18 protein-coding genes are annotated in these 20,607 nt (G+C 49.1%); all 18 read right to left on the minus strand.

Annotated features, from left to right (window positions below; translation table 11 throughout):
* Nucleotides 1–2: 2 nt before the first annotated feature.
* The 18 genes from ACESTK_RS03485 to ACESTK_RS03570 all read right to left on the minus strand — a co-directional run bounded on the left by ACESTK_RS03485 (nt 3) and on the right by ACESTK_RS03570 (nt 20,325).
* Nucleotides 3–3,875, minus strand: coding sequence for an antirestriction protein ArdA (locus ACESTK_RS03485; RefSeq protein ID WP_118427417.1), 3,873 nt, complete (start codon nt 3,873–3,875; stop codon nt 3–5).
* A gap of 217 nt (nt 3,876–4,092) precedes the next feature.
* Nucleotides 4,093–6,183 carry a DNA topoisomerase 3 gene (locus ACESTK_RS03490; RefSeq protein ID WP_054344402.1) on the minus strand — a complete coding sequence of 697 codons (2,091 nt, stop codon included), beginning with the start codon at nt 6,181–6,183 and terminating at the stop codon, nt 4,093–4,095.
* A 15-nt stretch (nt 6,184–6,198) separates the two neighbouring features.
* Complete coding sequence (locus ACESTK_RS03495; protein WP_015529206.1) at nt 6,199–6,384, minus strand: hypothetical protein; 186 nt, start codon at nt 6,382–6,384, stop codon at nt 6,199–6,201.
* On the minus strand, nt 6,381–7,106 hold the full coding sequence (locus tag ACESTK_RS03500) for a DUF4366 domain-containing protein (RefSeq protein WP_015529207.1): 726 nt from the start codon (nt 7,104–7,106) through the stop codon (nt 6,381–6,383). Before ACESTK_RS03500 ends, ACESTK_RS03495 begins: the two co-directional genes overlap by 4 nt.
* Nucleotides 7,096–7,365 (minus strand): DUF4315 family protein, encoded by a 270-nt coding sequence (locus ACESTK_RS03505; RefSeq protein ID WP_005933780.1) that lies wholly within the window; start codon nt 7,363–7,365, stop codon nt 7,096–7,098. Before ACESTK_RS03505 ends, ACESTK_RS03500 begins: the two co-directional genes overlap by 11 nt.
* 31 nt (nt 7,366–7,396) lie before the next feature.
* Entirely contained in the window at nt 7,397–9,340 is a 1,944-nt protein-coding gene (locus ACESTK_RS03510; protein ID WP_373118698.1) for a CHAP domain-containing protein, read from the minus strand.
* Entirely contained in the window at nt 9,337–11,766 is a 2,430-nt protein-coding gene (locus ACESTK_RS03515; RefSeq protein ID WP_054344400.1) for a VirB4-like conjugal transfer ATPase, CD1110 family, read from the minus strand. Before ACESTK_RS03515 ends, ACESTK_RS03510 begins: the two co-directional genes overlap by 4 nt.
* Nucleotides 11,714–12,118, minus strand: a complete 405-nt coding sequence (locus ACESTK_RS03520) for a PrgI family protein (RefSeq protein ID WP_035394369.1) — start codon at nt 12,116–12,118, stop codon at nt 11,714–11,716. Before ACESTK_RS03520 ends, ACESTK_RS03515 begins: the two co-directional genes overlap by 53 nt.
* Before the next feature lie 21 nt (nt 12,119–12,139).
* The gene (locus ACESTK_RS03525) at nt 12,140–13,009 is read right to left on the minus strand and encodes a VirB6/TrbL-like conjugal transfer protein, CD1112 family (protein WP_015529210.1); all 870 of its coding nucleotides are present in this window, start codon (nt 13,007–13,009) and stop codon (nt 12,140–12,142) included.
* An 18-nt stretch (nt 13,010–13,027) separates the two neighbouring features.
* Nucleotides 13,028–13,243 (minus strand): Maff2 family protein, encoded by a 216-nt coding sequence (locus tag ACESTK_RS03530; RefSeq protein WP_009906233.1) that lies wholly within the window; start codon nt 13,241–13,243, stop codon nt 13,028–13,030.
* Nucleotides 13,244–13,437: 194 nt separating this feature from the next.
* Nucleotides 13,438–13,608, minus strand: coding sequence for a hypothetical protein (locus ACESTK_RS03535; protein WP_164468384.1), 171 nt, complete (start codon nt 13,606–13,608; stop codon nt 13,438–13,440).
* On the minus strand, nt 13,601–15,391 hold the full coding sequence (locus ACESTK_RS03540) for a VirD4-like conjugal transfer protein, CD1115 family (RefSeq protein WP_117443085.1): 1,791 nt from the start codon (nt 15,389–15,391) through the stop codon (nt 13,601–13,603). Before ACESTK_RS03540 ends, ACESTK_RS03535 begins: the two co-directional genes overlap by 8 nt.
* A complete protein-coding gene (locus ACESTK_RS03545) occupies nt 15,388–15,870 on the minus strand; it encodes a PcfB family protein (protein WP_107572487.1) in 483 nt (160 codons plus the stop codon). Before ACESTK_RS03545 ends, ACESTK_RS03540 begins: the two co-directional genes overlap by 4 nt.
* 94 nt (nt 15,871–15,964) lie before the next feature.
* A complete protein-coding gene (locus tag ACESTK_RS03550) occupies nt 15,965–16,183 on the minus strand; it encodes a DUF5348 domain-containing protein (RefSeq protein WP_015529213.1) in 219 nt (72 codons plus the stop codon).
* Nucleotides 16,184–16,207: 24 nt separating this feature from the next.
* Nucleotides 16,208–17,176 carry a DUF6017 domain-containing protein gene (locus ACESTK_RS03555; protein ID WP_015529214.1) on the minus strand — a complete coding sequence of 323 codons (969 nt, stop codon included), beginning with the start codon at nt 17,174–17,176 and terminating at the stop codon, nt 16,208–16,210.
* Nucleotides 17,177–17,620: 444 nt separating this feature from the next.
* Complete coding sequence (locus tag ACESTK_RS03560) at nt 17,621–19,591, minus strand: ASKHA domain-containing protein (protein ID WP_373118705.1); 1,971 nt, start codon at nt 19,589–19,591, stop codon at nt 17,621–17,623.
* Nucleotides 19,592–19,640: 49 nt separating this feature from the next.
* A complete protein-coding gene (locus ACESTK_RS03565; protein ID WP_118577587.1) occupies nt 19,641–20,045 on the minus strand; it encodes an HI0074 family nucleotidyltransferase substrate-binding subunit in 405 nt (134 codons plus the stop codon).
* Entirely contained in the window at nt 20,017–20,325 is a 309-nt protein-coding gene (locus tag ACESTK_RS03570) for a nucleotidyltransferase family protein (RefSeq protein ID WP_226814871.1), read from the minus strand. Before ACESTK_RS03570 ends, ACESTK_RS03565 begins: the two co-directional genes overlap by 29 nt.
* Nucleotides 20,326–20,607 lie beyond the last annotated feature (282 nt).

Here is a 20,607-nt window from a genome sequence, read left to right on the forward strand (position 1 = left end):
GGTCAGCTCCTTTCCAAATCCTGTGTTTTCTGTCTTGCCTGTTTCTTCGGTGCCTGTTCTTTCGCTGCTTTAAGCTGCGCCCGGATAGAGGACTTTTTCTCCGGCTCTGCCTGTTTCTTTTCTGCTTTGAGGGCTTCGGCGTATTCTGCAAGGGAAATCTGTCCTCCGGCTTTTGCTTTTTCTTCCAGTTCCGTAGCGGTCGGGGTGTTGTTTATCTGCCCGTCAATCATGTTGTAATTCTGCTCGGTGGTCTGTTCGGCAGCTTTCAGATAATTTTCCGGCTGCAAAAACTCCGGCACGTCCTTATAACCGAAGCTGTCTACATAGTGGGCGGTGTCCTGTCCGTTCTGATGAAGTACCACCACGTCGGAAACGGAAAGGCTGTGTCCCTTAAAATCTTTCGGGTGGTCGATATTAAAGCGGGTGTAAATATCTTCAAGGGAAGTCCCCGGCGTAAGAGGTGCGGAATAGACAAGTGTATAGTTTTTCGCGTCTACCCGGTGTCCGGCGGCAATCAGACGGTCGTAAGGCTCAAAACGCAAGTCCCTTGTTTCGTCCCCACCTTTTATCTGATAAATGGAAAAGGTGTCTTTATCCTGTGGGGCTTCCTGCTCCGGCTGCCCTTGTGCGAATTGTTCCTGTGCAGCTACCTTTTGCGCCCGGATATGCGCCCGCTGTAACTCGGTAGGCTTTTCCCCGGTAAGAGGTGCAATCGCCTTGACATAATCAGCCGCATAATAGGCGTTACTGGTAAGCTGCCGCTGCCATGCCCCGGCTTTTGGCGACCAACGGAAGCCGTTGCTTTTTAAGGCTTCCCGCGTAGCTTCGTCCGGCTTATCCTCAAAGAAGATTTGCAGACGGTTCGCTTCGGTGTTTGCTTCCACCTTGCCGCCGTCGAATTCCCAACCCACAAAACCGATTTCTTTTTGCTGTGAAAGGGATTTGATACGGTCTTTCACGCGCCGGATTTCCGCGCTGTTGTTGGATAACGCCCAAGTCGCAAAGGGCTTGTCCCCCAAATGCCAACTGCTCGCCATGTCCGCTTTTAATTTTTCAAGCTGTTCCGGCAACAAATGCGGGCAGCCGTCAAGGGTCTTGTGCTTACGGTAATAGGCGTTTACGGCTTTCATGGTTTCCTGTGATTTTTCAAGGCTTTCCAGTTTCTTTTCTAACTTCTGTACTGCCTGCGGGTCGTCTGCACTGATACCGCCCATGCCGGTACTGCGGATTTTATCAAGAAGTCCTTGTATGTCCTGCCATTCCCGGTAATTGCTGTCGCGGGCTGCGTTCTGCTTTTCTTTCTTCCTTGTGGGGAAGTTAGAGCCGCCCGCAATGAGGATAGAGGGAACACGCGCGTCAATCTCATAGCCTTTGTTCATGTTCGCCGCCAGTTTCCGGGCGTAGGTGTCAAGCAGGCTGTCGATTTTCTCATGGTACATCGGGTCTACCCGCTGTTTCTGCCTTTCTGCAAGCTGTACGGCTTCATCTACATAGTGCCTGTATTCAGCCGTCGCGCTGCCTTGCTTATAATCGGAAAAACTGTTTGCGTCCTTTGCACGTTTGGCGGCAGCTTCGTTGATTGTGTAATAAGGTGCGGCGGGTGCAGCTTGTTCCGGCTGTGGTGCTTCGCTGCTTGCGCCTGTATCAGCTTCCGGCTCGGTCTGTGCTTCTTTTTCCTGTACCGGGGCTGTTTCTTCGGGAAGCTCCGGCGCGGCTGCTTCTGCTTCGGGCTGTATGGTAGCTTCCTGTGGGGTCTGTGCCTGTTCGGTGGTCTGTTCCTTATCCTGTGCCTTTTGGATTTCTGCAAAATGTCCGTCTATGGTATCAATCAGACTTGCGGCGGTGCTGCGGATTGTTTCAAGAGAGCCTTTCAGTTCTGCAAGTTCTTTTCCGCTGCTCCACCCGGCGATATATCCAAAGGAATAGTCCGACGTATCAAGCCCGTAGTGTTGGCAAACGGCATAGGCGACGCTTTCTGCCTGTACCTCGCGGGTGCGGCGGTCGGGACGTTCCGGCGCGTCTTTGTCTATGTCATGGAGTGTCGCATGGGCAATTTCATGGATAGCGGTCTTGATATTCTCCAATTCGTCCATGCCCTCGTTGATGAGAATACACTTTTCCTCATAATTGCAGCGTCCTTTTATACTGCCGCTTAGTGCTTCAAATCCCATAGCAAAGGGGGAAGTTTTTTCAAGGGCAGCGAAAAAATCCTGATACTGTTCCACGTCGCCCGTAAGCTCCTTTATCCCAAGGTCGGGCAACTCCTTACCCTCGGTCTGCGACACGTCAAAAACAGATACCACACGAAAGGCGGGGATTTGGATTTCCTTTTCCTCGGTAACGGCTTTCCCGTTCTTATCGAAAACAGGCTTTTGCGTGTCCGGGTCGATTTTTTCCACCTGTTTCTTAACGGTAAAGGGCGCGGGCGCAATTATCTTGATAGCTTTTTCCCCCGGCTTTACATGGCGGTCAAATTCCTTTTCCCATTGTTTATAGCCTTTTACAAGGTTGCCGCCCTGCATGGCGATAAGGATTGTATTGTTTAGGCTGTAATCATGGAATTTAGACATAGTACGCAGATAGTCGGCGTAACGGTCGCTTTCATAAATCCCCAAAATGCCCTGTTCCAGTCGGTCGGTAATCTCTTTCATTTTGTTGGCGGGCTTTTCGGAAGATAGGATAATCGGGAGAACCGGGGGCTGCTCTGTGGCAGTGGTCGGTATGGCTGCGGCAGCGTCAAGGTCTGCCTGTTCCTTTTCCTGTACTGGCGGCTGCGGTGTTACCCGATATTCCTCCGGCACGTCCCGTCCGTCATACCACTGTGTAAAGGTGTTGCGGTTGTTGTAGATATATCCCTGCTCGGTAAATCTGCCCCCGTCATTGATAGCAGCGTCCCGCCCGTATTCCTCATAGAGAAAATAGTTTTTTGCTTCTTCCGGCAGCTCCAACTCGTCCAGTTCTTCAATCAGATAATGCCCGTAATCTTCCTCGGTTTTTACGGACGGATAAATCCAGTAACAGTCAAGATTTTGTGCAAGGTTTATAATGTCCTGCAAGTCCCTTGTATGGTCGCCGTATGTGATAGCCGCAGCAAATTTTTCCCGGTCGTCGTCAAACTGCATTTTCAAAAGCTCGCCCAAATAGTTCAGTTCGTCAAGGCTTTCAAGCTCGGTCAATTTCCCTGCCAGTCCCGGAATAGAGGACTGATATTCTGTGATGTGCAGCTCCCCGTAGTTTTTGCCGTCTATCCCGATACGGTCAAAGACTTCTTTCAAATGTTCAGCAGTTGTGGGGAATGATACCCATTCGCCCGCAGGTCTGCCCTCGGTGTACTTTCCAAGATTAGAAAGATACCCGCTTAAAATCGTTTCTTCCATGCGCTCACTCCTTTCTTTCTCAATCATGCGGTGCATAAGCTCGTAGTCCTCCATGCTCATGCTCCCGTCAAATAGATAGGGGTCGGGTTCTTCGCCGCCCCGGTAGGCTTTTTCAGAAAAAGGCAGCCCCGCAGCGTGGGCGGCGGCTCTTGCTTCCTCGATAAGCTCCGGCGGCAGCCTGTCGTCGTGGGCTTCGATAAATTCCCCGATATTGCTATATCCGTTTTCGTAGTGGCGGCGCACCCCGGCGGTCAGTTCGTCAAGGTTCCTGTCCTCGCCAAGATAGCCGGAATAATAGCCGTTTACCACAACGGCGGCAGGGTCAGCCTGTTTGATTTCTTCCATGCGGCTTCTGTCCTCCGGGTAGAGAATATCGCCCATTTCAAGGTGGAAATATTCCGCGTTCCAAGAACGTCCCGTTTTCCAAAACGCCACCCAAGCGATACCGTCCCTTAATTCTTCTTGATAGTCTTTTACGGTGTCCCGTAAATTTGCCATGTGTAACCTCCTTTCCCAAAGGCAGCGCGGACGCTGCGCTTTCCAGTTTCATCATTCAGTACCCCGCGCCCGCGTTTTTGCCAAAGAGTTTAGATATTTTTTCAAGATTTCAGAGGGTTTGGGAAACTTCCCAACAAGCAAAAATCCCCGCCGTTCTCGGTAGAGAAAGCAGGAATTTTACGGAAAAGGGTACTCTTTTCCTATGCTTGCTATTCAGTTATTTTTTCTTCGGAAGCTCCACCCGGTAGTTGACATATTTCCCGCCCGTATCAGCCAATACGATAGTTCCGTCGTAGGTCTTGCCCGTCTTTGGGGAATAGAGCTTTTTCACATTTACCTTGCCGGATTGTAAGAGCGCGGCGGCAATCTTCGGGGTAAAGGTTACTTTTCGTTCTTCAAAGAAACGGTCATTTTTCCACATGGTAAAGATACATTCCTTATTGCTGCAATAGTAATTCTTCTTGCCCTCATAGACAGGAGAACCGCAGCGGGGGCAGCTTCCCAACGCTTCCCGTTCCGGCTTGAACATCTGCGCTTTATCATCAGAAAGAAACGGGTACGTCTTTACCAGTTCCCGCGCCATATTCTCAATACCCTCCATAAATGCGGCGGGGTCTGCCTTGCCTTTTGCAATCTGTGTCAGATTGTTTTCCCATTCTGCGGTAAGCTGCGGGCTTGTCAAGGTGTCCGGCAGGACGCACACAAGGTTGATACCGTCCTTTGTGGGAAGTAGCTGCTTGCCTTTTCGCTCCACAAAACCGCCCTTTACCAGTTTTTCAATGACGGCGGCGCGGGTGGCGGGAGTTCCAAGCCCTTTGCGTTCTGCGTCCGGGTCGGTGTCCTCGCTTCCGGCGTGCTCCATAGCAGAGAGCAGCGACGCTTCGTTGTGAGGTTTTGGCGGTGTTGTGTCATGTTCCGTTACCGTTGCCGCCGGATTTTCAAAGGTCTGTCCCTCGGTAAATGGCGGCAGGGTCTTTTCTGTGTCGCTGTCTGCGTCGTCCGTTTCGGGCTTGTTCTTTAAGGCTGCCCGGTAACGGCGGTCAATCTCTTTCCAACCGTCGTACAGCACTGTTTTTCCCTTTGCGGTAAAGGACTGTCCGGCACATTCAAATGTAGCCGTAACCGCTTCAAAGGTATGTACTGCGGCGGTCGCCATGAGCAGACGCGCCCCGGCAAGGGTAAGGATATTCCTTTCGCTTTCCGGCAGCGCGGCAAGGTCGGTCTTTGCAAGCTCCATAGTCGGGATAATGGCATGGTGGTCTGATACCTTTTTACTGTTCAGCACTTTTGCAAGCTCCGGCGCAAAGTCCATGCCCGCCATAAAAGAAAATTTCCCACAAAGCAGCTTGATAATGCCCGCCGCTGTGTCGCCCATGTCGTCGGTCAGAAATGCGCTGTCGGTTCTCGGATAAGTAAGCAAACGCTTTTCATACAGGGCTTGTGCAAGGTCAAGGGTCTGCTTTGCGGTATATCCGAACAGGCGGTTTGCTTCCCTCTGCAAAGAAGTAAGGTCAAAGAGCTTCGGCGGGGCTGCGGTCTTTTTCTCTTTCACAAGGGAAGTACAGACTGCTTTTGACGCTTCACAAGCAGCTTTCAGCCTGTCAGCTTCGGAACGGTCAGACAGTTTTTCGCTTGCAGCTTCCGCGCCGGATAAGGACAGGCGCACATGATAGTATTTTTCTTTCTTGAACGTGGTAATCGCCGCGTCCCGGTCAACAAGCATTTTTAAGGTCGGGGTCTGTACGCGTCCCACATTCAAGGTATGGTTGTAAAGGACAGAAAAAAGACGGGTGGCGTTGATACCGATTAGCCAGTCAGCCTTTGCCCTGCATAATGCGGAAGCAAAGAGCGCGTCGTATGCTTCGCCGTTCTTCAGATGAGAAAAGCCCTCTTTGATAGCAGCTTCTTCCATTGAGGAAATCCACAAGCGGCGCGTGGGCTTCCTGCACCCGGCAACTTCGTAGACAAAACGGAAAATGAGTTCTCCCTCGCGCCCCGCGTCGCAGGCATTGACGACTTCGGAAACGTCTGCCCGGTGCATAAGTTCCTTTAAGGTCTTGAATTGCTTTTCCTTGTCAGAAGCAACGGTGTACTTCCATTCCTGCGGCAAAATCGGTAAGCTGTCATAGCTCCACTTTTTATACTGCTCCCCGTAGGCGGCAGCTTCGGAAAGCCCTACCAAATGTCCCACGCACCAAGAAACGATATAGCCGCTTCCTGTGAGAAATCCGTCTTTCTTTTCCTTTGCCCCAAGTACGGCAGCGATTGTCTGTGCCACACTGGGCTTTTCTGCGATAACTAAAATCAATGATAATTCCTCCTTTTATCGTTCGGTCTGTCGTTTGTTTTCCAGTTTTCTCATACAGTACCCCACACAAGGGGACTGCCCCTTGTAAGGGCAGCCCGCGCAGCGTGGGGAAGAAAGCTCCGGCGGGGATTTTTCCCGTTTGCCATAGTCCGGCTTCTGTATCATCATCTTTTCAAAGGGATTGTCGGTAAACAGGGTCATACTTCCTCGTCCTCCGTTTCTTCCTCTTTGGAAACTTCCCCGGTATCTGCTTCCGGCTCGTCCTCGTCGTAATCCTCAAAGTCAAAATCTTCAAGGTCGGTGCTTCCTTTCACGTTATGCTTCGGTTTTACAAACTTAAAGTAGTAGAACGCCGCGCCGCCACCAAGCAGCACAAAGAGGACTAAGGCAAGCACCGCGCCGGGATTGCCGTCTTTTTCTTTGGGTTCTTCCGGCTGCTCGGTGGGTGTTGGCGTGGGTTCCTTGCCTGTGCAGCCTGTCAGAGTAGTTGCACATACCGGGCAGGACGTATTTACCTTTCCGACTTCGCATTTTTCCGTACAGTTGCAGACTTCCGGCTTTTTCGTGGCTTCCCCGGTTTCGGTCAGTGCCATAAGGTCGGCTTCGTCCACTTGATTAAGGAAATGTACGGTCTGTTCCCCCTCGGCTGCCCGGTCAATGAGGATATAAAAGTAGTTGCCGCCTTTGGTGGTAACAGTGATAAGCTGCTTATTGCCGCCGAAATCGTCCACCAGTGTTGCGTTGCCCTTTGGGGTAAGGGGCGGCGTTTCCGGTTCTTCCACCACTACATTGCTGTCGTTGGTCGCGTCCTCTGTGGGTGGCTCTGCGGCTGTTCCCTGTGCATAGGCAGGGACAGAAAAACCGCCCATAAGGATAAGGGCGGCACAAAGGGCAGTCATGGTCTGTTTGAGTTTATTTTTCATCTGCATTGTCCTCCTGTTCTTCGTAGTCTGCCGCTTCGGTAGCGGGTGCGGCGTTCATGCCGGGAATACCGCCGCCGGACAGCATAGCATTTAATTCCTGCGGGGTAAGTCGCATAGCGCGTACAAGCTGCACGATTTCAAGGTTTTCCGCTTCGGTTTTCTGCGCTTCCAGTCCTTTTAACTTGTTCTGATACTCTGTGATTTTCTCGCGGGTCTTTGCGATTTCCTTATTGATACGGTCGATTTTGTTGTTTGCCATAAAATAAATTCTCCTTTCTTTTCGGGGCTGCTTACCAGTTCATCAGCCCGTAGCCTTTGATACATTGATAGTTGAGGTCATAGCTTTTAATCTTGCAGGCGTCGCCGGAATTGCCCTCAACGGTATAGACGCGGCTTCCGTCCCTGCCAAGCACAAGCCCCACATGGTCGGCAACGCCGTCTAAATCCCAGTCGAAAAAGATAGCGTCGCCCGGTGCGATATTCTCATAGCCGCGTGCGCCCCATTGTCCCCTTGACTGGAACCAAGGAACGCCCTGCCATTCGCAGCCCGCAAAGCGGGGTTCGCTTTTTCCGGCTTGATTGTAGCACCATGACACAAAGCAGGCGCACCATTCCACGCGGCTGTTAAAGCCGTACCAAGACCAGTAAGGGTAGCCGCCCACGTTTCCGACCTGCTGTTTTGCAAGCTCCATAAGCTCCGGGTTTCCGGGACGTGTGCCGTTTACAAACTCCACGCCGCTTAAATCCTCGGACGGGCTTCCGTCGGGAGAGCCGCCGCCAAAAATCAACGGTTTGTTGCCCTGTGTCTGTAAGTACACCTTGAACATTTCAAACTGCTGTGGGTTCAGCAGTTCTTCCGCAAGGGAAGCAATCGGCTTGTTTGTCAGTTTCACATTTAAGATACGGTATTCGTATTCTTCCTCGTTGCCCTCCTCGTCGGTGGTGGTGCGTATCTCGATTTCTTCCGTCAGCGTCAAGGTGTACTGTAAGCCGAACAGCCGTTTTAGCTCTGCCTGTGCGCTCTGCGGGGTGTAACTCTGCAAAAGGGCAGTCAAGTACGACGCTAATTCGTGGGGGTTATGCCCGATAGTATCAAGGTCATAGCGGTATTCATCATAGCCGCTGTGGGTGCTTTCGATATTGTCAATTTCCTGTTGCAGCTCATTTTCCATTGCAGCATAGCTCTGTTCCGTTGCCACAAGGTCGCTGTCCTCGGACGTGTAGGAAGTCCCTAACACGCTGTTCATGCTGCCGGAAAACATTGCCCCACAAGAGGAAAGCCCTACGGATACCATGATGAACAGAAGCAGCGCGGCGATAGCGATTATCACGCCTGCCGGGTGTCGTCCTGCAAAGGCAGCCGCTTTCTTTGCTGCTGTTTGGGACGCTCCGGCGGCAGCTTTGGCGGTGGCTGCGCCGCTTTTCTTTACGGTTTTTGCATACTGGCGTTTGATTTTCTGTTTCTGCATGAACCGTGAAAAGGGATTGCTTGTAAGCTGCGGGTTCTCCTGCAAGGCTTTGTGATACTGAAAATTGACGTTTGCCTTAAACGCTGCCTGTTCTGCCTTTGCCGCTTCCCGGTAGGGTTTCAGCTTATGGCTGCGGTAGCCCTGTTTTAATTTTCTTGTCCCGTACCTTGCGCCGCGCTCGGCAAGTTCCTCCGATTTGTGCGCGCCCTCCACACCGGAATTATCTTTCTCGACGCTATGGATTTTGTTGTGAACAAAAATACCCGCTTCCTGCGCGGGGTGGGATAACGGGTTACTGTGGGCTTTGCCGCCGGGTATCGGCTTTTCCTGTTCTTCAAAGCGTAAACGGGTCTTTGCCTTTCCGGCGGTTTCCTCAAAGGTGCGCTCTTTTACAAGTTTCTTCTGCTTCGGGAGAGCTGCCTTTGCTGCGTCCAGTTTGTCGGCTGCTTTTTCCGATTTTTTGATGTAGGGTTGCAGTTTTGGCGTTTCCCGTTCCTCGTCGGTAAACTGCAAGCGTGAGGTGGAAGTACGCAAAACAGCCGCTTCCTGTGCTTTCTTGACTGCCTTTTTGCTTGCCTTTCGGGTATGGGCTGCGTCAAGGTGTTCCATGACACGCTCTGCGGTAGCGGTGTCCGGCTGTGAAAAGTCGCTGTCTGCTTCCCGGCTGCTGATACGCTCGGCAGTCTGCTGTGTTTCATTGATTTCCACCGCACCGTCGCGGGTCATTTTCTGCGTGATTTTATCGCGTGGTTTTAACTGTTTCATAGGCTGCTCACTTCCTCCGGCTTCGTCGTCATAATGCGGTAAAGCTCGGTATCTTTCGGGAAATGGTCTACAAAGGGAAGCACCACATTCCCATAAAAGATAAGTCCCTCGCCTGCTTCGGTGTGGGTTACATACTTCATCTGCTGTGGGCTGATATTTAACTGCTTTGCAAGGATAGCCCGGTCGCCCTGTGCCTGATTGAGCATGAGGACAAAATCAGAGTTTTCAAAGATATTTTCCACCTCGCGGGAAGCAAGCAAGTCCTTAATGTTCTGCGTGATAGCTGTGGGTATGCCTCCCCATTTTCTAAAACGCTTCCAAATCTCCACACTGTAAGCGGCGGTCTGTTCCTCTTTTAAGAGCAAGTGAAATTCGTCCATATAGTAGCGGGTAGATTTCTTTTCTGCCCGGTTAATGGTAACGCGGTTCCATATCTGGTCTTGCACAATGAGCATACCTAACTTTTTGAGCTGCTTCCCAAGCTGCTTAATGTCAAAGCAGACAAGGCGGTTAGAAAGCTCCACATTCGTTCTGTGGTTGAATACGTTAAGACTGCCGGAAACATACAGCTCCAATGCCGCTGCAATGCGGGCAGCTTCCGGCTCCGGCTGTTTTAACAGCTCGTCGTAAAGGTCGCCCAAGATAGGCATTTTTGCCGGGTCGGGGTCAGCAAGGTAGTCCCGGTACACATTCCTTACGGCGCGGTCAATGACGGTCTTATCAACGGGCTGCAAGCCCTCCTTGCCGCCAATGACAAGCTCGCAGAGGGACAGGATAAAATCACTTTTCAGTGCAAGGGGGCTGTCGTCCTCGCTGTAATTAAGGTTCATATCCATAGGGTTCACATACTGGGGCTTGCCGTCCATGCCTTTCCCGGTCGGGGATAAGCGTATCACTTGCCCGCCAAGCCGCTTGACAAGGGCAAAATACTCGGCTTCCGGGTCGCAGATAAAAATATCATCGTCAGTAATGAGAAAGGCGTTTGTGATTTCCCGCTTTGCCGCAAAGGATTTTCCGCTGCCCGGTGTTCCCAAGATAAGCCCATTCGGGTTTTTAAGCTGCTTGCGGTCGCAGAGTATCATGTTGTTGCTTAAAGCGTTCAGCCCATAATACAGGGCAGACCCGGTCTGAAATAGCTCCTGCGTGATGAACGGGATAAAAATAGCGGTGCTTGATGTGGTAAGTCCACGTTGTATCGGGATAAGGTTCTCCCCCAAAGGGATAGAGGACATCAGCCCCGCTTCCTGCTGATAGTCAAGACGGGTCAGGGCGCAGTTGTATTTCTGTGCAATGCCCGCCGCCGCGAAAATGTCATTTTCCAGTTTCCGCTTCGTGTCTGTCATGTTTACCACAAGGAACGTGAGAAGAAACATTCGCTCGTTGCGGCTCTGTAAATCCTGCAACAGGTTCTTTGCTTCATTTCCAAAGGTGGCAAGGTCGGACGGGATTATATCCATATCGTAACCGCTTCTAACCGCTTTTTTCTGTTCCTCAATCTTCATCTTGTCAAGGTCAGTGATTTTGCGCTTAATGGTCTTGATTGCTTCCGACTGGTCGATACTTTTAATGTGGAGATTGACAATAACGCCTGTTTCCAAGTCCAACATATCCGCTAAGATACGGTCGTTTAACTCCGGGGCAAGGATTTCAAGGAACGATACCGCCCCCGTCTTTTTCCCCATAGCAAAGTAGCGTCCCTCCCCGAACTTGAAAGAGGACGGGGCGATAAAGTCCTTTGTGGTAAGCCCCGTCGGGGTCAGCCAGTCATAAGAGAATGAGAACGGCTCGCCTGCCGGGTGGAATACCCCATGCAGCACCTTTAGGCGTTCATAGCCGGATAAGGGGTGCGCCGATACCCCAAGCACCTTAAAATTATTGAGTACGTCTGTTTCAATACGGGAAAGCCGCGCCCTTGCTGCCGCCGGATTGTCCGCTTCAATGGAAAATGTGATGTACTTATGCTTGACAAGCCCGTTGTTCCCTTTGGCAAGCTGCGATTTCAGCATATCGGAATACTCAGTGCGGATAGAGTTAAAATCGTCATTTTGCAGCGGGATATGGATTGCCAGCGCTGCCTGTTCCTGCTGTGAGCCTTGATTGATGAAAGAAAGCTGCACGTTCACGCTTGCGTCAAAGTAGTTGAGAAAATCGCACCAGTTTTCAAAAATGGCGGTCTTATCGTCTGCCTGTGCAAGCTGATAGTTGATGTCCTCAAAGGCAATGCTCTTTGAATATTTCCGCTGTGCCACTTTGCAGATACCGTCCGGGTACATGGCAAGGTAGGGAATGGTCTGCTGTGCGGTGTGGGCTTTGCCGTCCCCCTTTGCCTGCCGGATAACCGCCGCTATCTGTTTCTTTTCCGCGCGGGTCAGCTTACGCCTGTTTCCTGCGGCTTCCCGCGTCTTTTTTGTCTGTCCTTTTGACAATCGCTGATACCTCCTTTTCTAATGCCCGCTGTTTCTCCAAGAGTGCATACAGGTTTTCCGTCTGATACGGTCGCACTTTGGGGCGGGTCAATTTTGTCTGAATGATGTTCTTTACAACCACTTCAAGGGGCTGCCCATGCTTTTCATACATGGCAACCAAAAAGCAGGGAAGCATGACGACAATCATTGCCATTGCCGCAAGGCTCGTCCCTGCGCTGTCTTTGAACAAAAAGAAAAGTGGCAGTCCCATAAGAAGTGCCACTGAAAAACAAAGGATTTGCCGCTTTGTCAGATTGAAAGCGACTTTTGTTTTGACTTTGGATAAGTCTTTGGGTACAGGTACATACGCCAAGAAAAAACCTCCTTTCTGCCCTTAGTGGGCGTTGAATATAGATTTTGCCAGTGCGCCGGATTTGAACAGGGAGAAACAGAGGATAACGGTATAGGCTGCAAGGGAAAAAATCGCGCTGTGCAGGTTGTCCGCTAAGACCATTTCGCCTACCAAAACCGCATAAATGCCGACGCATATCATAATGAGGAAGCCTTGAAAACCAAGTGCAAACAGCCCCTTTAGGTAGTTGTTCCCAATCTGTCCCCATTCCCGGTTTGTCATGGTGGCAAAAGGGATAGGGGAAACGGAACAGTAGGCGTATATCTCAATCATTCTGCCGTAGAGGATAACGGTTATCAGTACGGACATGATTTTCATACAAAGGCTTACAAGGCTCGTTTCCATGACAAGTAACAGTAGTTCGGGGATTTCCATATCTTTTAGTCCCTCCTGCATGGCGGCAAGGGCTTCGGTTACGTCGATATTCGTATCGCCGCCGATTACCCCCGCCGCGCCGGACACAATATGCTGCGCCATATCAAACACCGCCATAGTAATATCAAAGGTGTGCGTTACCAAGAAAACGGCAACAAAGGCTTTGAAAAACCACTTAAAGAACATGAACGTGTCAACGTCGTGCATATTGTTTTTTTCCGTTACCATGCTGATAAGCTCATAACAGAGGACATAGGTAATGACAAGCCCCGCAATGGGTACAATCACATTTTCCGACAGATTTTGTATCATGTTGAAAATGTTCGCGTTCCACCCCTGTGGGGTCTTGCCTACCTCCGCTGCAATGGTGCCTACTTTTTCGTTTACGTCCCCGAACATCGTTGACAGATTACCGTTTATCGCGCCGATAAGGATTTCTTTTATCCATTCGTTAATCGCGTCAAGTATGCTCTCCATAGGCTACCCTCCGTAAACTTATCCGAACAGACCGGAAAGAAGCGGTACAAGGATAGTGCCGATAAGGGCAACACCGCCGCCCGCCATAAGCTGCTTAATGCCCTGTGATTTTGCACCCGGATTGTCGTTTCCATATCCCTCTAAGAGGTTGATAACGCCCCAAATGCCTAAGCCTGCGCCCAGTGCGATAACAAGGGTCTGTAATACGTCGATAGCAGAGTTAAAAAATTCCATAAAGCTCCTTTCTGCCGCAAATGCGGCTTGCCCCATAAAAGGGCATAAAAAACGGCGGTCAGTTTTGTAACTGCCGCGGTCATAAGTCCCCGCGCTGCCTATGTGTCTGCCGCGCGGCGGTATTCAGTTTTTAAGTATGGGCGTTATGGATTTTCCAGTAGGGGCGCGTATTCTGTAAGTTGTCTGTTTCTTTGTTACTGCGTCAATTCCTCCTTTCGCTGCTGCTCATACAGGGCTTCACACCGTTTTACAAACTGCCGGATAGCTGTCTGTCGCTGTTGCTCCCGTCGCTCGGCAATGAAAATAAGCCCGTTTATGGCTTCTGTGATTTTCTTATCCTTTTTCTTTCGGATACGTCTATTCATGGTCGGTGTCCTCCTGCAAATCTGCTTCACTGATTTCGTAATAGTCAAAGGGTTCGTCCGGCTTCACAAGGGCGGGTCTGCGCCTTAAATGCTTTTCCATATCAAAGGTATTTTTCTTGTCATAGTCGGACAGGTATTTATAGTTGGGATGCTTTGTAATATCATACTTATCAGAGAAGAACGGGCGCACCCCTCGTAGCTGCAAGATACATTTCCCGCCGTCCATGACTGCAATTTCATCTTCCGTCATAAGCTGCTTGCCTAACTTCTGATAGTTCAGCCCATGCGATACCTCGCGCCCCCGGTTCTCGGAAGTGTTGAAGCTGTCAATGGTTTCTTTCCCCAAGATTTCCGACATTTCTTTGAGGGTGGTTTTCTCCTTGCCGCCCAAGAAAAGGGTGGTGTCGCAGTTGCCGGCTATGGTATCGGCGTTGTCCTTATAGATTGCCTTTAACTGGCTTTGCGACTGTAAGATAATCGACGCGGAGATTTCCCGGCTTCGTATGGTGGCTATGAGCTTTTCAAACTTCGGTATCTGCCCGATATTTGCAAATTCGTCTAACAGACAGCGCACATGGACGGGCAGCCTGCCGCCGTATTCATTATCTGCCTTGTCGCAAAGGAGATTGAAAAGCTGTGTGTAAAGGATTGATACCACAAAGTTAAAAGTATCGTCGGTGTCGCTGATAATGACAAACAGAGCGGTCTTACGGTCGCCTATGGTGTCAAGCTCCATTTCATCAGTTTCCATAAGGTCGCGCAGTTCCTTAATGTCAAAAGGGGAAAGCCGCGCACCGCAGGAAATGAGGATAGAGCTTCGTGTCTTTCCCGCAGATAACAGGAATTTCTTATACTGCCGGACGGCAAAGTGTTCCGGGTCTTTTTCCTCCAACCGTTCAAACATAAGGTCAACGGGGGACTGAAATTCCGGGTCGTCCTCGCGGGCTTCCGACGCATTTATCATTTCAAGCAGCGTCGTGAAGTTCTTTTCTTCCTCCGGGGCTTCGTACCAAATGTAGCCGATAAGGGCGCAGTAAAAGAGCCGTTCCGATTTTACCCAAAAATCCTCCCCGGCTTTTTCCCCGTCCCCTTTGGTGTTGGCAATCAAGGTATTTACCAGTTTCAAAATGTCTTTTTCGCTGCGGAGATAGGCAAAGGGATTGTATTTCATGCTTTTTTTGAAGTTAATCGTGTTCAGCACTTTTATCCGGTAGCCGCCCCGCTGTAAGAGCTTCCCGCACTCGACTAAAACCGTTCCTTTCGGGTCGGTTACAACGTAGCTGCTGTGCATTTGCATTAAGTTGGGCTTCACGAAAAATCTCGTCTTTCCGCTGCCGCTTCCCCCGATAACAAGGATATTTTTATTCCTTGCATACTTCGGCTGCTTCGGGCGGCTGTTCATGGTAAGCCGTTCCGTCTGCGTCAGCAGCACGTTATTCTGAAATACCGGGTCGGTGTAGGGCTTAATATCTTCGGCAGTCCCCCAACGGGCAGAGCCGTATTCGATACCTTTCCGGTATTTCTTCGCGTTCTTGCCTTTGAAGTACACCATAAGCCGGATAAGGACAGCCCCCGCAATACCGATAAGCAAATCCATAGGGGCAAAACTCGGAAGCGGGTTTGCAAAAGCCATAGAAAATCCCTCCCCAAGCGACAACACCTTGCCGGACAGGTCAGCCCCCGGCGAAAGGCGTACCGCCTGCCCGACTTTATCAAAAAGATACACAAAGAACAGATAGGGAATGTTGGGAAGCAGCAGTTTTTTCCAGTTGATAGCGTTCATCTTGCAATCCCCCTGTCTTTGTTTTTTACTTTGTCCCGCTGTGTGTTCAGAGCCGCCGCCTTTTCTTTGAGGGAAACAATCAGCTTTCGGATAGGGGGCTTTTGTTCCTGCGTCAGTTTCTTTGCGGAAAACTCCTTGAAAGCTGCGGTCAGTGCGTCCGCGTCCCGTCCCTTGAAAAACACAAGATAGCGGGGCGGGGTTTCGGTGCTGTCTTTCTTTAGGGCAAAGTCAATCCCGTATTTTTTCGCCGTACTCTCAAAGGCTTTGATATTGTCCTTTGTGATTTCAATGTTGGAAACGCCCGCGTTCTGCTTCATAAGCTGCTTTAGGGTCTGCTTTCCATGCGGGATTTTCTGTCTGTCATGCTGCTTTTTCATCTGTGCAAGCAGGGCTTTCATAGCCTTTTGGAGCTGCTGCGCCGTCAGCTTCCCGGTCTTGATGTAAAGGGCTATGGTCTTTTCGTTGGTTTCCTCCTGCAATGGGTGTCCTCCTTTCGTGTTCTATGGTGGTATGCCCGCCGCCGGGAAGCGGGGCGGGCATGAAAAAAAGAGCGTCCGCTTTCACGCCGCCCTGTTAAATCCGTACCCGCAGCCCGGAAAGGTCTGCCGCCCGAATACCTACAAGATACCAGTTGTCCCCGTACTCCATACGGGTAGGCTTCCATTTGCCCCGCACAAAGACCTCCATGCAGTCGCCGCAATGCAAACCCCCGTAATAGTCGTTTACGTCAAAGCGAATGTCGTAGCGGTCAGCGGTTTCATCAAAAATCAAAGCTCCTGTTCTCTGTGTCATCATAAAATCCTCCTTTAGGTTGGTTTACAGGCTTTCGCCCTCGTTGCAGGTGTAATCGGGTATGCCCTTGCTTCTTGCCGACTGGATAGTGCGCCCGCCGTACATATCGTGAGATACAAGGGACGTGTAATAGCTGCCAATCGTAGACGGGGCATTGAAAAGGGCAGCTTTCATGTACTGCTTGATGTTGCGGATTTTGGTGGTGTTTTCCTGCATACAGTCCAGTACAAAGCGGATATGTTCGCTGTTCAGTTTCATAAATTTTGCTTTTACAAGCTCTGCCGGGTGGTCGTCCCCGGCGATACGGATTGTTCTTCGTTTGGTGCAGACGGTTTCAAGAATAAGGGCAAGGATTTCCTCTATCCTGTCCCGGTCAAGGTATCTGTCCTGTATCAGATAGTCGTACTCGATATTGTCCTTGATGATTTCCTCATACACGCGATATGCGTCTGTCGTTTCCTTTCGCTTCCGTTCCGGCGGCTGTGCCGCGTCCTCTAAGGGAAAGGGATTTAGGGAATGGAAAGGAATGGAATGGGTACTTAATATATCTGTATTTAATTTTTCTTTTGTTGGTAAGTTAGTCTTTAATAGTTCTTTATTTAATTGCGTTGGATTTTCCAACGTAGGTTTTTCCAACATAGGCTTTTCCAATGTTGGATTATCCAATGTTGGTTTTTCCAATGTAGGTAAATCCAACTTAGGCGGCTGCTCATAGATAACATACGTTGTACCGCGTAAGCATCCTTTCTCATCACGTTCCCTTGAACGCTGTATATATCCGGCATTTTCCAGTTCCCGTACTGCTTCCCGGATAGCGTCAATCTTTTCCCGGTTGATAAGGGACAGTCCTGCAAGGGTGTAGTCCCAATCTTCGGGAAGTGAGAGCATTTGCGACAACAAGCCCTTTGCCTTTAAGGAAAGCTCCTTGTTGCGTAAATGGTGGTTGCTCATAACGGTATAACCTTTGTTCTTTTCCACGCGGAAAACTGCCATAGCTTCGTCACTCCTTTTCGTTGGATTTGTTACGCAGTAGAAACGCGGTTTTGAGGGAAAAGGTATCAACCCTTGTCTTTCTCATTTCCACGCTCTAAGAGCCGCATAAATCAAGGCTTTGTTTGCCCTTACTGCGTAACACGAGGGCATAAAAAAAGCAGCGTTCCTGTTCTCCTGTGTAGGAGTGAGAAACGCCGCCTTATAGGTGGTGCTTATTTTATTTTTTCTTTTCGACGTGCCGCGTAAGGTGGTGCAGCGGTCTATCCGGCAGTCCGCAGGTGCTTTTTGCATATCAAGGCTCAATTCGTTAAAAGTAGTAAATGAGTAGTAAAATCAATCTGCAAACCTGCGAATATGCCTGCAAATCAAGCATTTTTCAAGACAATCAACTAATTTTATTTGAAATCAGCACTAAAATTTCCTGTAATAAACACGGAAATCTCTTTACCTTTCAAATCCCAGCTCATCTACGAAACAATCCTGAAATTCCGGGCAGGCCGCCAGTTCCAGAAATTCCATGTTTCGCACTGCATTTTCAATCTCGTGACGCTCATTCTTATTTAGCAATGCAATCTTAGCACCTTCCCCGGCGATATTTCCCACACATTGTACTTTCTTCACAAAGCTTTCCGGGATCAGCCCAATCCGGGCTGCGTTTTCTGCACTCATATAATTGCCGAATCCACCTGCCAGATACACGGTCTGGATCTGGGATTCTTCTATGCTTCTTTTCTTTAATAAAAGCTGGATTCCAGCGGCAATGGCTGCTTTGGCAAGTTGAACCTCGCCAATGTCTTTCTGGGTAAGATAGACTCCGCAATCATTCTCAAAACGCGACTGCCCACTCCCATTTTTTTCGTTTCTCTGTAGGCACTCCGTTTTCTCACTTTGCGCATCCTCTGACATATTCTGCTCACATTGGGCAAAAACAGTTTCTTGTGGTGGCACAAGCATAAACGTGTCTGATCTTTCCTGCCCACTGTGAAGAATTCCATTTTCCTCTAACAGACCTGCACGCAGAAGCTCTGCCACCAGATCAATCAGCCCGGAACCGCATAGGCCTACAGGCTTCTCACCGCCAATTGTGGTATACTGCCATTTTCCATCTTCATATTTTACATGATCAATAGCTCCCGGAAGCCCCCGCATTCCGCACTGGATCTTCGCCCCTTCAAAGGCTGGGCCAGATGCCGCGGAGCAGGCTGCCAGGCCATATTTATTTCCAAGGATCATCTCTGTGTTAGTTCCGATATCCAGCATTAAAGTTATTTCATCCTTCAAATCCTGTCGAAGAGCCAGAAGACAGCCACTGGTGTCTGCGCCTATGTATCCGGCGATATTCGGAAGAAGGAGCAACTGGCCTTTTGGGTGGATGTGAATACCATAATCAGCTGCGCGCAAAGTAAGGGACTGACTGATTGCAGGCGTATATGGCGCATGTGCCAAAGAAGCCGGGTAAATTCCAAGAAACAGGTGGTGCATACAGGTGTTTCCAACAAGACTTACCTGATAGATATCTTCCACTCCAGGCATCCATTCAGCGCTTTTCGTCTTGCCATTGACAGTTTGATCATTCACTTTTTTCCTTCCACTTGCTATTTTGGGAGCTTTTTGAGTTTTTACAATAAGACTTTCCAGTATTTTATTTATTGTCTTCTGCACGCACTTGCTCAGCGTTTCTGTGCCATGTTCCAGCGCATAATTGGCTCTTTGAATTACGTCTCCGCCATACTGCATCTGAGGATTCATTCTACTTTCTACTGCCAAGTTTTCCCCAGTTCTACCATCCAGAAGATACCCCACAATTGTAGTCGTTCCAAGGTCGATTGCCGCAGTAAAAATCCCATCACCTTTTTCACCACTACTATTCACTCCATGGACAGAATCTTCATGGACGCCAACAATTGGTCTTAAATCAAGGATTTCTTCATCTGTATAGGCTACTTGCCACTCTGGATTGAAGATTCGTTTTTCATAGAGACTTCCGGCAAGTTTTACATCTGTTTTTATACACCCATAATCTACATCTGACGTTCTTTTATTGTCTGAGATTCCATATACGTCTTCCACCAGCCGCTCCCACTCTGACTTTTTTTCCCCAGTCTCCGGCTTCTCCAGCCACACTGTTTTCACCTGCAATTCTGGCTGGAAATTCACCTTTCTGGAAAATCCTTCGCTCAAAATTTTACCTCTATTTTTCTTCCCGGGAATCTCCACCTGACAGTCCTTTTCCACCTTCGTCTGACATGCCAGCACAGGCTTTCTATCTACCTTCACCAGACATTTTCCACAGGTTCCCTGCCCTCCGCAAGGCACATCCGGCGCAAGCCCCGCCTGAATCTCCGCCTCCAGAACGCTGGTTCCAACCGGAACCTCTATACTAATCTCTTCCCTCACAAAATACACCTTAGCCATAACCCAAACTCCCTAAAAACAACCGACCGGGCATGCCCCGGTCGATGTATTATTCTTTCAGCAATTTTTCAACAGCCTTTTTGAAATCGTATAATTTATCAATATACACATGAACAATTGTCCCGCAATGTTCTTTCACAATCACTCCATCATAGTCGTGTGCAAGCTGATTTCTTACTTTCAGCATATCCATCCACTCATCACCAGTAATCAGATTCGCCTGAAATGATTCTCTGAGAACTTCTCTTGGTGAGCCAGTGACAAATCCAGTTATTGCATAATACTGTACCAGAATATCTTTCATAACCTTCCACGCCAAGTCAAATGTAATACTGAATTTAGCACTGGTTCCACTAAGTACAAAAGAATCTGACAAATCACGCTGTTTCGCCTCCGCCAGAGAGTCCAGTGAATTTCTAAACGACTCAAATCTTCTTATAAATTTCTCGTCCATATTGTTTTATATCCTCCAACAACAGCTGATTCTGACAAGTATCAAGATCAACCAGATCAATTGTGTACAATGTTGGAATCTCTTCTAAATTCTCCTGCAAATCAAGAATTTCGTGTGAAGCGACTCCAGACACTGCAATGTCAATATCGCTCCGCTCTGTCGCAGTTCCCTTTGCCCGGGATCCATACAGAATTATCTTCTGTGCCCCATACAATCTGCACCGTTGTATAATTTCTGTCATGACCTCATCAACGCGCATAGTTTCCCCCATTTCACTCATAAAACTAATTTCATTATAGGTTAAATCCCACGCAACGTCAATTTGCAAAATCTATCTAATTTATTGCCATCAACATCCAGTATCAAATTATCTCTATCATTTTTTTCCATTTTCTCACTCATTTCCTAACTGCTTATCACTGATATTTTTTCAAGTTTTTAAAATGTATTTTTAAAACTTTTGTATTTTACATTTTTTTAATTTTATGTGCTGTAGCAGATTATTTTATACACACATAAAAAAGAATCCGGCACAAAGCATTTTTATACACTTTGTACCGGA

Source organism: Ruminococcus sp. Marseille-P328, assembly GCF_964249465.1.
GTDB classification, from domain to species: domain Bacteria; phylum Bacillota; class Clostridia; order Lachnospirales; family Lachnospiraceae; genus Blautia_A; species Blautia_A faecis.